The organism is Paenibacillus caui (assembly GCF_019904135.1).
Lineage (GTDB): Bacteria > Bacillota > Bacilli > Paenibacillales > Paenibacillaceae > Fontibacillus > Fontibacillus caui.
Window position 1 is genome coordinate 42848 of record NZ_JAIOGQ010000010.1, and the last position, 12985, is coordinate 55832.

Sequence of the window (12985 nt, forward strand, 5' to 3'; positions counted from 1 at the left end):
ATATGAAAGGAAGGAGGCCGTCTATGAACGATTCCCGTGGGATGCGTCTGCATTACTGGATGCAAGCTTTTATTATGATTGGGTTTGCTTTTTATATAGGCTACCTTGTCAAATCCGGCTCGCTGCACTATTATCTCGCGCCGCGCATGGAGCCATGGGTAAAGTGGTGCCCGATACTGCTCGGCCTGATGGCCGTATTCGCCGCGTACCGGGCCATCGCCCCCGCCGAAGATCCGGTGTGCGATTGCGAGCATACGGTGCCGGAGACCTTGTTCAAGAGGGCGGCGATATACGGACTGTTTATTCTCCCGCTTGCCTTCGGCGTCTTGCTTCCGAACCGGTCGCTTGGCAGCAGCGCCGCCGCGGTCAAAGGCTTCTCGCTGACCTTGCCGACACAGGATCAGCATGTCCGGAAAAGCGCGTCGTCGAGCGCTGTTTCTGAAGCTGCTTCTGAAAATGGTTCAGGAGTTGATCCAGAAGCCGATGCACAGACTAAGAAGAAGATTTTTGTGGCCCCTGACAAGTATAATGAAGAATTTGCAGCGCTAGCCGGGCTGCTTTATGCCGAGCCGCTCATCGAAGTCACGCCGGATATTTACTCGGAAACCATCGGAGCCATCGAACTGTTCAAGCAGGATTTCATCGGCAAGCGGATTTCGCTCTCCGGGTTCGTCTATAAAGATCAAACTACCCAGCAATCGGGCGGCGACTTTGCTGTCGGACGTTTCCTCATTCTCTGCTGCACGGCTGACGCGCTTCCGTTTGGCGTGCTGGTCAAAGCTTCGGCCCAGCAGGTTTCGCTCAGCAAGGACAGCTGGGTCAAAGTAACCGGAAAAATCAACGTAGAAAAAGTAAAGGGACGGGAAGTTCTCCGGATCGATGCAGAGCGGATAGAACGCGTAGCTCAGCCTGCCGTATCTTACGTGTACCCGAGCGCCGACTCGGTCGCGGCTTTCAAAAAGGATCTCGCCAAGCCGTAATTGATTAATCCACTCTTCGTCCGACGATAACAAGATCCCGTTCCACGCCGTCCATATTGGCTACTTTCGGCAAACGTCCCCAAGACGCGAAGCCAAATTTTCGCAATAGCGCCAGGCTGGGTTCGTTATGTCCGAAGATAAAGCCCAAAAGGGTATGTATGCCAAGCTCCGGGCATTTCTTGATCGCTTGGGCCACCAGAATGCTGCCATATCCTTTGGCGCGGTACTCTTCCGCAATATAGATGCTAAGCTCGGCTGTACCCAAATAGGCAGGGCGCCCGTAAAAAGATTGAAAGCTGATCCAGGCCGCAACCTGCCCGTCCTGGGTCAGTACCCATAGCGGACGATGCTCCGGACTATGCTCCTCAAACCATGGAATCCGGCTCTCTACACTAACTGGCTCCAAATCTGCCGTCACCTGACGGCTCGGTATGGTGGAATTATAGATCTCCACGATCCGGTCCAAATCGCTCCGTAAGGCATCTCGAATCACATAGGACAGTTCTGGCATGTCGCATCCTCCACTCCGGGGAGACGGCGCTCCCCTAGGTAATCTCAAATCTATGTAGCTTGCTTAAGATCAATATAGCATAAAACCGCCTTTCAAACCCGGGAAGTTTGGCGGCGGGAAAGCCGGGCAATACTAAGGGGGTGCATCTTACTTCCAAGGAGGGCTTCGACATGACAACCCAGGATTCCAATGAACTGCTGAAGCATAAGCAAGAGCTGATCGAGCAAAAACAGCAGTTTGCAGACTTTGCCCGCGGCGCCGCTGAAGAGGGCGAAGCTCCATACGGGCAAGAGTTCAGCCGGGATTACGTGCCTGACGAGCAAAACCGGTTAAAGGATAAAGAGAACCGCAGAACCTAACAATAAGCCGACCCGGTTTTTACCTTTCGGGTCGGCTATTTTTTACGCTAGAACAGCTTTTTTTATTGGCTGCTGAGCGCTTTATGAATCCAGATGGCGGCGATTGCTCCATCCCCCATCGCTGCTGTAACCTGCTCCGCATGAACCCCCAGGTCGCCCGCCGCCCAAACATTTTCTACATTGGTCATTTTGGATCGTGGGTCCACTTGGACATGCTTATTATGGTGAAGCTCGACGCCGAGCTGTGCGGCCAGCTCGGATCGGACATGGTTGTTGCCGAAGGCAATAAATCCCCGCTCCGCTGCAAGCAGGGAACCGTCCTCCAGTCTCGCCGCCTTGATATACCCGTCATTTTCCTCCACGATTTCCAGTACCGCCTGTTCGATATAACGGATTCCAGACCGATGCATCAGCCTGTGCTTCTCCTCGTCTATAGGCTGTTTCTCATGGTTGATATAGGTTAAATCGCTTGTTCTCCCCGACAACAGCAAAGCCATCTTCGCGCCGACATTGCCTGAACCGAGCAGCAGCGTTTTCCGGTTCTGAATCTCATACCCGTCGCAGTCGGGACATACGTATACACTTGCGGCCAAACGTCCGGACAAGCCCAGGGATATCAGGGAAACGGTCCATTAATCCCGTTGCCAGCAGCAATGTTCTGGAAACATAGCTGTCTCCGTTTGCCCCGGTCAACGTAAACAAATTGTTCGTCGGTCGCGCAGTTACGATCCGGTCTGACACAAACTGGACGCCAACAGACTCAGCCTGCTTTCTGCCCCGCTTTCTCAGTTCATCGCCGGACACGCCTTCCGGCCATCCCAAAATATTGTGATACTGGCGGCACAGTGTTGAACGCCCATACCCCGAATCAATGACCAGGATACGGTGAGCGCTGTACCTGCCAAGTTGGATCGCGGCCTGAAGACCGGCAATGCCTCCCCCTACGATCACGCAATCATAAACCGTCATGTTTTGCTCTCTCCTGTATCCTTTTTTTTACCTGCTGTATATCTTTGGCAAACGGCTAACTATCGTATTCATCTCTATATTATTAAACAGATCAGGCATTTCAAACACAGGCTCATTTGCATAAAGTTATGGAGAACCGTTTGCCACCTGCTCATGTTTTTTCAGTTCCAACAGGTTCCATGGCTTATAATCCCATTTCCGCTCCCCGGTGACCTCGCGTCCAGAAACATGTGCCCCGAACTGGAACACCATATTAAGGTTATATGAGTTTTTGGGTCATTATAAAGTCCATTTGTTCTTCATCACCCATATAAAAAGAGTGGGCTCCAGTTTGAACAAACCCCATTTTCTTATAAAAAGCAATAGCATTTTCATTGTTTTCCCATACGCCTAGCCAGATTTTCTTTTTATTACGTTCCCTCGCAATTTCCATAGCTTTATTTAGCAGATATTTACCAAGCCCATGTTTTTGAAATTTGCTTTTTATATAAATCCTCTCGATTTCAAGTGATTCATCACCCATTTCTTCAGACTGAGCATCATTGGTATTGACCTTCAAATATCCAGCGACTTCATTATTAAAATAAACAAAAAAGAATTGCGAAGAAATATTGGATAATTCTTTTTCTAATTGTTTTAAGTTAAATGCCCTTTCCAAATAGGCATTCATATTTTCGGGTGAATTCTGATGCTTAAATGTCTCATTAAATGTTTCATAACTAATTTCTTGAAGTTTGCGTGAATCTTCAAGGGTACACTTTTTTATATTTATAGACATTTAAATATGTCGCTCCTTATATAATCAATAATTTCTCTTGTTTCCCTTTTTTACAAATTCCCAGTCTTTTTCTATATTTTTTCTTACTCTTTGAAGAAGATTGAAAATGGTCTCTACTTCGCTTTCGGAAGACCCCTCTAATGCAACGATATTGGAATAATCATTTTCTCTTTTTATAAAAGGATAAACATGTTCCCCTTTCTCTGTTGGAAAGAGTTTTTTAATTTTTTTGTTATGTGTATCATCTTTCTTTTCAATAAATCCATTAATTTCAAGTTTCTTAATAGCACGAGCTGCTGTTGTTCGATCTACTTTTATCATCTCAGCTAACTTTTCTTGAATGATTCCTGGGTTTTCACATATTCGCACAAGGTACAAATACTGCCCTTTTGTAAGGTCATATTCTTTAAATTCTATATTACTAATAGAATCCAATGCCCTAGCTATCATTCCAATTTCGCGTAAAATTTCCTTCATCATTAACTCCTTAACCCACATTTTTTGTTGCAAATGCAATAAAAAGGGAATATATTAAATCTATCATTATTTTGTTGCATTTGCAACAAAATGATGATAGATAATTTAATTTAAAAGGACTTGATAAAAATGAATTCAAAAAGAGCAGCGATTGATGAAGATTTAAGGGTAGCATTTGCTATAAGGAAAGAAGTATTTGTGAAAGAACAAGGCGTGCCCCTAGAAGATGAATTTGATCAATTTGATATATTGAATGGACTTTACGAACACATATTAGTCCATTACAATGAACAACCAGTCGGAACGGGAAGGATAAGGTTTATTGACGGAGTAGGTAAAATGGACCCATTGGCGTTGGAACTTTATTAACCGTTTGTTTAGGGGGGCTATTACTTAATTACTTTATGCCATTTACTGAAAAAGTATTAGACCGCATATTAACACACTCAAGTACATCACCAAATTATGATAAAGATAAAAAGCATTCAATATAGAATGCTTTTATTTTTCTTGTTCAACTAACCTGCCCCGTCAGTGTAAGTACAATTCTTCACAATCTATATTTAATTAACCATAGATTACCTAAATGCAGTTTTTTTACACTTCGAAGTTTGGTGGCGTTGGTCCCGGGCGGCATGAGTCCACTAACTCAATCACATTTAAAGGGCCAAACTATGCAAATGAAAAGAGCCGTTGTTCGGCAGATGGCCTGCAAACGATCAACAGCTCTTTTTGTAAGAGGGTATATTCTTTCATTGCTAAACCGACGTCCGGCGGTCAAACGGCCAGACGGCTGCTCCCTCCGCCTCGGCCTGCTTCACGATCTCTTCGCAGAGCCTGTGGCTTTCCAAAGCATCCTCCAGAGAAATGCCGGGCTCCCGTCCTTCCTGAACGCAGTCTATAAAATGGCTGATAATTTGTTCAAAACCCCGGCGAAACAGAACCGTATCCCAATCGTTAAACGTAATCCGGCTTTCCGATTTGTCCTGGTAAAGGATGGTCTCGTTTAATCCGTTCACCGTCCACTTCCGTCCGGGGCTCATCATCTCCAGCTTCTCTTCATTGCCTCCGCTGTCCCGGTTCATGATGCCGGTGCAGATAAACCCTTTCCCTTCAAGCTGCAGCATGGCGTGATAAAGCTTTCCCTCCTGCTGAAATACGGAAATCGAGGTTTTCGTCACCGTCCCCGGGGCTAGATGCCGGATCGTATCGACCACGTGGATGAAGTCGTCAAATACAAATCTTCTCGCATAATCGGGCTGCCCGGTCCGGTTCTTCTGCATGCTGATGATGCGGCGGTTATCCGCTTTCGCCAGATCGGCATACATCGGTGCAAACCGGCGGTTGAACCCGGTCATGAGCATCACTTTGCTCCGGGCCGCCATCTGGGTCAGTTCCAGCGCCTCTTCATAGGTATAGGCTATGGGCTTGTCGAGATAGACATGAACCCCGGCACTCAGCAGCTGTCGGACAATTACCGGGTGCGCTTCGGTTGCAGCATGGACAAAGGCGGCATCCACGCCCTTGTCCAGCAACTCATCGACCGAAGCGGCGGTACCGGCAGGCCGGTACCGCGCTGCAAGCTCCTTCCTCGCAGCTTCATTTCTTGTGCAAAAGAGCAGTTCGATATCTCCTCTGGCGGCAATGACGGGCAGATATGCCTTGCGGGCAATACCGCCAAGTCCGATTACTCCGATTCTTTTCATGTAAACTCCTTTTCCATCCATCAATATAGGAAACACTGTATAAAACTGCTTGTTAGGCGTGACGCTGAAGAACTGCTATGCTAAACCGCTGTATTATGAATATGCTACTCCTCATAGATCATTTTACGGGTCATTCCGCCATCCACGATCAAATTCACGCCGGTTACAAACGTGTTCGCAGGGTCCGTCAAATACATGCAGGCACGGGCAATATCAGCGGCGGCGCCGACCCGGCCAGCGGGATGCTGCTCATGATCCACAGGCCGTAAGGCATCGTAATCTCCGTTCTCGATCCAACCCGGGCTGATGCAGTTGACGGTAATACCGTCTTTCCCGAGCGAAACGGCCAGCGCATGGCTCAAAGCTACGATCGCTCCTTTGGAAGCCGCATAGGCTTCGCTGTTCGGTTCAGACATGATGGCGCGTGTGGAAGCGATATTTACAATCGACCCGCCTCCGGTTTGCTTCATATATTTCGCAGCTTCGCGAGCGCACAGGAAGCAGCCGCGGGCATTCGTGTTCAGCACATGGTCCCACTCCTCGGCCAGAAGCTCAAACGGCGACTTCCATACGCCAAGACCGGCATTATTGATCAGAATATCAAGTTTAACTGCTTCGCCCGCAGCCTGTTTCATAAGGTGCTGAATGTCGGATTCCGATTTGACGTCGCATGGGATAAATACGGCTTTTCCGCCTTTTTGATGGATGGCTGCGGCTGCAGCAGAGCCCTTCTCCGGCTCAATATCCGACAGAACCACAAATGTCCCGCATTGGCGTAAGCCTCAGCCACGCCTTTGCCTATTCCCTGCCCCGCCCCGGTGACAATGACTGTTTTATCCTTGAATGGCATGGATACCGCCTCCTTTGCTGTTATCTCCTGCGCTCAAACAATCCCTGGACTAAAGTAAGGCCGCTGACCAGTCCGAAAAAAAAGCGCCCTTCATAGCGGGTAATGTCCGCGTACCAAGGGATTTCCGGCATTTTTATATACAGCGCGGCTACACCGTACATAAACAAAATGAAGCTTGGCGCGAACACAACCAGCAGCAACGGCTTGTGGGGTTTAAACCGACCCGGGATTCCGATCAAAAAGCTGATGCAGGCGCCGAGCGCCAGTGCATAAACCGTACGAGCGATAATGGCGAAGTTCCTATCGAAAGTGACCTTTGTTTTGTGCTCCATCCGGGCCAGCCATGAATTGCCGTAATACAAGAGAAGGATCGCGATGACGATCCAGACCAGACTATAGAAATATCCTTTATTGCTTCTCAAGTATACCAATCTCCTTTGTCGCTGATCATGGATGACCCCCCAGTATGCCTGTTAAAGCTTGATCAGCATATGAATATCCTCCGGCTCAAGAGCGAGCAGTTCCTTATCGATCTCTTCGGCCAGCTCGCTGCCGGAATAACGATAAAAGCTGACAGCCGATTCGGTTTCCGTGGACGAAATGTATAAATACCGGGCCCCCCTTTGAACGGCCTCTTTCTTTAACTCCGCCATCAGCCGGCTTCCGATGCCTTGCCTCCGATACGAACGGGTTACATACATAAGGTCCACCTGCAGACGGTCCCTGTTTCTCCCTCTGAAACGATGGGCGAGCACACCAAATCCGACCAGCCTTTCTCCGTCATAGGCGCCAAACGCCTTGCCGCCTTGAGCCAATTCAAATTGAAATCTTCCTTTTATGTGTTCAAGCATGGACTCATCCCAATTACCGCATTCATGCCCTGCTTCCACTTCCTGAATACCACCTGCCTGTATGCGATAAATCTTGCGGATGTATTCGGATCGGTCGATCTCAGACAACCTTTCGGCTTCGTTAATATCCATTGCTTTTATGAGAACCATCTTGTCATTCCTCCTGCAAATTTTGATGCTGTTTTTAGTTCAGGCTTATAAAAATTCAAAATAGGAGTCGAAATGCAGATGGCCCTCCGTCTCGGTTCAAATATAAGCTTATGCCTTTATCCCCCTTGCTTTCGCGGATGAACTCACTGAGAGTTCCAGCCCGCCACAAGCCTATATATAGTTCTTTCAATTCTATGTCAAAGGCTTGCTGTTCTTATCTAAATATAACACTGTCAGGCGGCAGCATAAACAATAAATGCAGCTCCTGTTCAAGTTAACTCTCTCTTGTTGATCCGGGGCTTCCCATCCGGCAGTCAATGATCCTTCCAACCGACTCGTGTTTTTTTCCAAACATGCATACTTCCCCCAGAACGGGATACTCTAAATTTGGTTCAACACACCATCTAATCAGGGAGGCTATTCCACAGAATGAACTATGTAAATGTGTCTCAGCAAATTCGGCAGATCGAACAAACCATTCGTGATCTCGAACAGAAAACACGCCAAGCGACAACGATGTACCAACAAATGCTGGAGCAGGAGCAGCAAAATGCAATCCGTCTGGAAGACCTTGCCCAGCGTGAACGCAAAGCAGCCCAAACCATTCAAACCGCTCTTCAGGGCCATCATACGGCCATGCAGCAATATCAACAAATTTCCCAGCTCGTGAACCAAATTGAAAGCTCCGTTCAAAGCACCGGCTTCGGCGCAGGCGTGCAGCCCGGATTTGGCCAGCCTTCATTCGGAACGCAAAACTATGGCCAACTCGGGATCGGCCAAGGTCAATGGGGCCAAACCGGTTTCGGTCAACAACCCGGCTTCGGGGCACAAATCGGCAATCCAGGCTCCTCTATGTCCGGCGGTACCCAGGGCATGTCTCAACGCAGCGGCGGATATCAGCAATAACCAAGTATTAAGCGGCGGGCTATCCCAAAGGTCATTACGGCCTTGGGACAGCCTTTTTTATTTTTAGGTCAACCTTTAAGTGCAATATGACTCTAAAGTGTGGGCAGGAGGAACGAAAATACGCGGCAAACAAGATAACGAGGGAAACGTGCTGCAGGAAAATTCAGGAGGCATATATACCCAGCACGGGTTTACGGAGAGTAGATATCCAGCATTTCATCAGGAAGACTCAGGAACAGCGATACAAGTTCCGCATCAAAAAGGATACCGCTGGCACGTCGCAGCTTCGATTTTGCCAGTTCCATGGCTTTTCTTTTATGCATCTTACGTTCGGAAAGCATGTTGTCGAATACGCTCACAATACTGCAAATACGCGAAAATAACGGAATTTGTTCACCTTCGAGCCGATCGGGATAACCGTTTCCGTCCCATTGTTCGTGATGAGAGCGAACGGTTTGGATCACTTCCGTATTGATCCCGTCCATGGCAGACACAATAAATTCTCCCAGAACAGGATGAAGATCAAGGGCTTCCCTTTCTCTTTCATTCAATCTGCGAACTTTATTCAATAATTCGCCCGGAACCATGACTTTGCCGATATCGTGCAGAAAACAACCTCTTGTAAGATTACGCAGCTGTTCTTCGGACAGGTTCAGCTCTTTCCCCATTTTCTCCGCCAATATGGCAACACGGATACAATGGGAGTAGATCTCCTCATTTAAGGCTCTCAGCCTTTTTATCCAGTAAAGAGCATCTGTTTCTTCGCAAGAAGAAACTCCATTTCCTGTCCTTGGCGTAATCTTCACCAAAATTAGCTCCTCCTTATATTTTTTAATTTGAAAATTATTTTTATTTCGCCCCTCAATTTCCTAAAACATCTTTCATTCCGAAAATCATCCACCATTATATTTCAATCTGCCGGCTTGATCAAATCATGCCAGGCGCGGCCTTTGACGCTCATGAGAAAAGGATGTCCATCAGCCACAACTCGCGACTATGAACATCCTTTCCTGGTGAGGCTTTTTTAATTCCCGAAAGAGCTAGAAGCTTTGATGCTGTTTGTTGCAGGTCAAAGCTTGGCCAGCCGCTTGGACAATGTATTCCGCCAACTGTCCGACAAGGCCGGAACATCAAGTAATGTTCGGAGGCTGGTCACATCCTCCTTGCGATGATACATGATCGTATTGGCAAAAGAAACGGTAACGCCTAGCGGATCGTCCTGCAATTTGATCAGCCCATCCGCCTTGCTGACCTTTCCCTTCTGCAAGACTCTGAAATAAAAACCGGTGTAGCCGGTCTGCTCCACATAAGCGGTCAGCTCCGGGATTTGGTGATACGCGGCAATCTTGAAGCACGGCTGCCTCGGCTGGCTGATCTGGACAACAGCCTCTCCCCAGCCGAAGACATCCCCGATGCAAACATCCTCTTCAGTCAGTTCATCCAGTGTGATATTCTCCCCGAACGCCCCTGGCAACATGCGCACGCCCAGTCTTTGTTCCCAGTACGGATAATGCTTGTAGCAGTATACGCAAACCGTTTTGTCCACACCGCCATGATGCACCAGATCCGCCTGACCGTCTCCGTCCAGATTAACTTGGGAGAGAAACAAGGTTTCTTCCGTTCCCTGTTTGCCGAAGCCAGACATCACTTCTTTGGGATGCCCTTTGAGCAGCTGCGGCTTCCCCACATTTAATGACTCGATTCGAACCTGCAAGGTCATTATTCATCACGCCCTTTATATGCTCCATGTATGCTGTCAATTATGACTAGTATACATGAAGGAGCAATGCGGACGCCAGACTAGATAACCTCCGAAACCAGGCTGCTAGCCGGACTTACGCTCTGGTAATTCTGCTTTAAGCGCTGCCTTGCCCGATATAAAACAATTTTGTACCGTGAGAGTTTCATTCCCATCATTTCGGCCGCTTCCCGGTAAGAATAGCCGTGAATGTCAAATAGCCGGATCGCTTCCTGCTGTTCGGCAGAAAGACGTCTGAGCCACTCGTACAGCTCTTCCTTATTTTCGGATGTCATCAGCCTCGTCTCAGGCGTATCCTTGTCGGGAAGCGTGCGGAAATAATCCGTATCATACGTCTTCTGACGGCTATCCTTGCGGGTTTTATCTATAAAAGCGTGGTAAGCTACACGGAACAGCCATGGCTTAACCTTGTCATTTTGTGTTTTATCCAGATGAATGAACGCGCGGCAAAAGGTTTCTTGCGCCAAATCTTCAGCGGTATAATGATCTTTGCATAATCCCAGCAAATAGCGGTACACATCTATCTGATATTCTCTATATACCTGATCCAGACTATCAGAATTCATTTTATGGCCTCCCTCTGTCAATCCAAGGTGCCGCCGGCACCTTGACGCCTGAAAGTAAATCAGGCTAATGATGATTATGAAGGGTATAGCTTAATGTACGACTAAGAAAATATAAAGATTTTATTAAGATTTCCGGAAAAGAGTTTAAAAAAATGTCTTTTCGGCATGTTTTCTGTAACTTTTACCGGATTATTCATGCGTTTGGATTAAATGTGAGCCGGAGCCGGACGGTAAATACTGTCCGTTCCTCGTCGCTCTCCGCCGTTATTTTGCCGTGATGAAGATCGACAATATTTTTGGCAATGGCAAGTCCTATGCCTGAACCTCCGGTATGCTTGGCTCTGGATTTCTCCACTCTGTAAAAACGCTCAAACAGAAACGGCAGGTCACGCTGGGGGATCGGTTCTCCATAATTGATTACCTCCGTGATCACTTCGTCGCCCTCCACCCGGCCGCGTATATCCAAATATCCGCCTTCCTGTCCGTACCGGATCGCATTTGTAATCAAATTCTCGTAAACTCTTCTCAGCTTGTCCCCATCCGCCCATAAAAGGAGCTGTCCCTCGATGGCAAGCCTTGCTTCCATGCCGTTTTCATGAAGCTGCCAGCCAAACTGGGCAACGATCTGGTTCAGCATCTCCGCAACATTGATTCTCGCCCACTGCATCTTGTTGCCACGATTGCTGAGCCGGGTATATTCGAATAAATCCTCAAGCAGCTTCTTCAGCCTGATCGATTCTTCAAAAGCCATATTCATATAATAACGCAGTTCGATCTCGTCCCGGTATCTGTCCTGATCCACCAGGCCCAGATAACCGGTAATCGTTGTAAGCGGCGTCCGCAAATCATGCGAAATGTTCGTAATCAGCTCATTTTTCGTTTGCTCGGCCCGTCGTTCTTCTTCCACCGACTTCTTGAGCCTGTCGAGCATGCTGTTAATGTCTGCGGCCAACTGGCCAAGCTGTCCGATAGGGCGGACCGTAATTTTATGATCCGGACCGACGTGTCCGATCAGATGCACCTCTTCGATCAGCTGTTCCAGATAAGTTCTTTGTCTGCGCCGCATTTCCCTGCGAAAGAAGTAAACGGAGAACAGGAACACAATGGGAACAGCCGCATAGTAATAAGCCTGGGGATAGCCAATGTGGTTATTCACCCAGATCAGAACCGACTGAACATTGATGGACGGATAAAACATAAAGATCGATTTGGCGAGCAGCACGAACAGCAAAAAAGCGATCAAGGAAGTAATGGCAGTCCAGAAAAGCCAGGCGAGCACCCGCAAACTAGTTCTCAATTTTGTAGCCGACCCCCCACACGGTGTGAATCAGCTTCTCTCCGTCCATCTCCTTCTCCAGCTTCTCCCGCAGCCGGCTGATGTGCACCGTAACGGAATTGTTGCTGTCAAAATATTTGTCCTTCCAGATCAGCTCAAAAATTTCCTCGGAACTGAATACGCGCCCGGGGTGACTGGCGAGCAGAAAGAGAATGCCGAACTCAATGGGCGTCAGCTTTACCGGATTGCCGTATACCGTTACCGAGTGGGTTTCTTTATCCAGCTGCAGCGGACCGATCTTGATGACATGCTCGGAAGGCTGCGGACTGGCGGGAACCTGATAGGAAGAACGGCGCAGCAGCGATTTGACGCGGGCAACCAGCTCAAGCGGATTAAACGGCTTGACCATATAATCATCTGCCCCGGTCATGAGTCCGTTGATTTTGTCCATATCGCTATCCTTCGCGCTCAGCATCAGAATTGGGGTCGTATGGCTCTCGCGAATTTTGATGCATACGGCAATGCCGTCAATCCCCGGCATCATCACATCAAGAATGATCAGCTGAACGCTTTCCTGCTCCATGATCTCCAGCGCCTGATAGCCATTCTCCGCTTTGGATACGGTGAAGCCTTCATTCAGCAGGTAGATTTCAATAAGCCTTGCGATTTTATCGTCATCGTCAACGATCAAAATATGTTTATCCAAACGAAATCATCCTTTTTGATTCTATAGTTTCTTCTATTCTAGCATGCAAATGCAAACACGAATGCAAACAAAAAGTTAAGAAAGCCTTACAAACTTCTTAATGTCCGCTGTTCCCCTTTTTAGGACAGACGTTTCATGTAA

Annotated in this window: 14 protein-coding genes and 4 pseudogenes; 5 read left to right on the forward strand and 13 right to left on the reverse strand. The window is 47.9% G+C overall.

What is annotated here, in order from left to right:
• Positions 1 to 23: 23 nt before the first annotated feature.
• Complete coding sequence (locus K7397_RS07875; protein WP_223067404.1) at positions 24 to 980, forward strand: TIGR03943 family putative permease subunit; 957 nt, start codon at positions 24 to 26, stop codon at positions 978 to 980.
• A 4-nt stretch (positions 981 to 984) separates the two neighbouring features.
• Here the strand turns inward: K7397_RS07875 and K7397_RS07880 are convergent, their stop codons facing one another.
• The gene (locus K7397_RS07880; protein WP_223067405.1) at positions 985 to 1491 is read right to left on the reverse strand and encodes a GNAT family N-acetyltransferase; all 507 of its coding nucleotides are present in this window, start codon (positions 1489 to 1491) and stop codon (positions 985 to 987) included.
• Between the two features lie 170 nt (positions 1492 to 1661).
• Between K7397_RS07880 and K7397_RS07885 the strand changes: the two genes are divergently transcribed.
• Complete coding sequence (locus tag K7397_RS07885; RefSeq protein ID WP_223067406.1) at positions 1662 to 1850, forward strand: hypothetical protein; 189 nt, start codon at positions 1662 to 1664, stop codon at positions 1848 to 1850.
• Between the two features lie 62 nt (positions 1851 to 1912).
• Here the strand turns inward: K7397_RS07885 and K7397_RS07890 are convergent.
• The 3 genes and pseudogenes from K7397_RS07890 to K7397_RS07900 all read right to left on the reverse strand — a co-directional run bounded on the left by K7397_RS07890 (position 1913) and on the right by K7397_RS07900 (position 4074).
• Positions 1913 to 2819, reverse strand: a pseudogene (locus K7397_RS07890) (NAD(P)/FAD-dependent oxidoreductase).
• A 259-nt stretch (positions 2820 to 3078) separates the two neighbouring features.
• Complete coding sequence (gene paiA / locus K7397_RS07895; protein WP_223067407.1) at positions 3079 to 3597, reverse strand: spermidine/spermine N(1)-acetyltransferase; 519 nt, start codon at positions 3595 to 3597, stop codon at positions 3079 to 3081.
• A 24-nt stretch (positions 3598 to 3621) separates the two neighbouring features.
• The gene (locus tag K7397_RS07900) at positions 3622 to 4074 is read right to left on the reverse strand and encodes a MarR family winged helix-turn-helix transcriptional regulator (protein WP_223067474.1); all 453 of its coding nucleotides are present in this window, start codon (positions 4072 to 4074) and stop codon (positions 3622 to 3624) included.
• Between the two features lie 129 nt (positions 4075 to 4203).
• Here K7397_RS07900 and K7397_RS07905 point away from each other — a divergent pair.
• Both K7397_RS07905 and K7397_RS21385 read left to right on the forward strand, forming a co-directional pair.
• Positions 4204 to 4431, forward strand: a pseudogene (locus K7397_RS07905) (GNAT family N-acetyltransferase); the annotation flags it as partial.
• Positions 4413 to 4568 (forward strand): annotated as a pseudogene (locus tag K7397_RS21385) (YitT family protein); the annotation flags it as partial. The pseudogenes K7397_RS07905 and K7397_RS21385, both read left to right, overlap by 19 nt.
• Positions 4569 to 4832: 264 nt before the next feature.
• Here K7397_RS21385 and K7397_RS07910 read toward each other — a convergent pair.
• The 4 genes and pseudogenes from K7397_RS07910 to K7397_RS07925 form a co-directional block, all read right to left on the reverse strand.
• A complete protein-coding gene (locus tag K7397_RS07910) occupies positions 4833 to 5780 on the reverse strand; it encodes a Gfo/Idh/MocA family protein (protein WP_223067408.1) in 948 nt (315 codons plus the stop codon).
• A gap of 104 nt (positions 5781 to 5884) precedes the next feature.
• Positions 5885 to 6630, reverse strand: a pseudogene (locus K7397_RS07915) (SDR family NAD(P)-dependent oxidoreductase).
• 20 nt (positions 6631 to 6650) lie between these two features.
• Positions 6651 to 7052 carry a hypothetical protein gene (locus tag K7397_RS07920; RefSeq protein WP_223067409.1) on the reverse strand — a complete coding sequence of 134 codons (402 nt, stop codon included), beginning with the start codon at positions 7050 to 7052 and terminating at the stop codon, positions 6651 to 6653.
• Between the two features lie 51 nt (positions 7053 to 7103).
• Entirely contained in the window at positions 7104 to 7631 is a 528-nt protein-coding gene (locus K7397_RS07925) for a GNAT family N-acetyltransferase (protein ID WP_223067410.1), read from the reverse strand.
• Between the two features lie 429 nt (positions 7632 to 8060).
• Here K7397_RS07925 and K7397_RS07930 point away from each other — a divergent pair, with 429 nt between their 5' ends.
• Positions 8061 to 8537 carry an AMP-dependent synthetase and ligase gene (locus K7397_RS07930; RefSeq protein WP_223067411.1) on the forward strand — a complete coding sequence of 159 codons (477 nt, stop codon included), beginning with the start codon at positions 8061 to 8063 and terminating at the stop codon, positions 8535 to 8537.
• 191 nt (positions 8538 to 8728) lie between these two features.
• On the opposite strand, the gene K7397_RS07935 is transcribed toward K7397_RS07930, so the two are convergent.
• From K7397_RS07935 to K7397_RS07955, 5 genes are all read right to left on the reverse strand, one after another.
• Positions 8729 to 9343, reverse strand: a complete 615-nt coding sequence (locus tag K7397_RS07935) for an HD-GYP domain-containing protein (protein ID WP_337926697.1) — start codon at positions 9341 to 9343, stop codon at positions 8729 to 8731.
• Between the two features lie 263 nt (positions 9344 to 9606).
• The gene (locus K7397_RS07940; RefSeq protein ID WP_223067413.1) at positions 9607 to 10257 is read right to left on the reverse strand and encodes an MOSC domain-containing protein; all 651 of its coding nucleotides are present in this window, start codon (positions 10255 to 10257) and stop codon (positions 9607 to 9609) included.
• Between the two features lie 80 nt (positions 10258 to 10337).
• Entirely contained in the window at positions 10338 to 10862 is a 525-nt protein-coding gene (locus K7397_RS07945; RefSeq protein ID WP_223067414.1) for a sigma-70 family RNA polymerase sigma factor, read from the reverse strand.
• Positions 10863 to 11055: 193 nt separating this feature from the next.
• Positions 11056 to 12159: a sensor histidine kinase gene (locus K7397_RS07950; protein ID WP_223067415.1), complete on the reverse strand. Its 1104-nt coding sequence runs from the start codon at positions 12157 to 12159 to the stop codon at positions 11056 to 11058.
• Positions 12149 to 12844: a response regulator transcription factor gene (locus K7397_RS07955; RefSeq protein WP_223067416.1), complete on the reverse strand. Its 696-nt coding sequence runs from the start codon at positions 12842 to 12844 to the stop codon at positions 12149 to 12151. Before K7397_RS07955 ends, K7397_RS07950 begins: the two co-directional genes overlap by 11 nt.
• Positions 12845 to 12985: the final 141 nt, after the last annotated feature.

Coding starts and splice junctions, on each gene's coding strand:
- K7397_RS07880 (WP_223067405.1), bottom strand. CDS start 1,491: ATGCCAGAACTGTCCTATGTGATTCGAGATGCCTTACGGAGCGATTTG.
- K7397_RS07875 (WP_223067404.1), top strand. CDS start 24: ATGAACGATTCCCGTGGGATGCGTCTGCATTACTGGATGCAAGCTTTT.
- K7397_RS07945 (WP_223067414.1), bottom strand. CDS start 10,862: ATGAATTCTGATAGTCTGGATCAGGTATATAGAGAATATCAGATAGAT.
- K7397_RS07940 (WP_223067413.1), bottom strand. CDS start 10,257: ATGACCTTGCAGGTTCGAATCGAGTCATTAAATGTGGGGAAGCCGCAG.
- paiA (WP_223067407.1), bottom strand. CDS start 3,597: ATGTCTATAAATATAAAAAAGTGTACCCTTGAAGATTCACGCAAACTT.
- K7397_RS07885 (WP_223067406.1), top strand. CDS start 1,662: ATGACAACCCAGGATTCCAATGAACTGCTGAAGCATAAGCAAGAGCTG.
- K7397_RS07925 (WP_223067410.1), bottom strand. CDS start 7,631: ATGGTTCTCATAAAAGCAATGGATATTAACGAAGCCGAAAGGTTGTCT.
- K7397_RS07910 (WP_223067408.1), bottom strand. CDS start 5,780: ATGAAAAGAATCGGAGTAATCGGACTTGGCGGTATTGCCCGCAAGGCA.
- K7397_RS07930 (WP_223067411.1), top strand. CDS start 8,061: ATGAACTATGTAAATGTGTCTCAGCAAATTCGGCAGATCGAACAAACC.
- K7397_RS07900 (WP_223067474.1), bottom strand. CDS start 4,074: ATGAAGGAAATTTTACGCGAAATTGGAATGATAGCTAGGGCATTGGAT.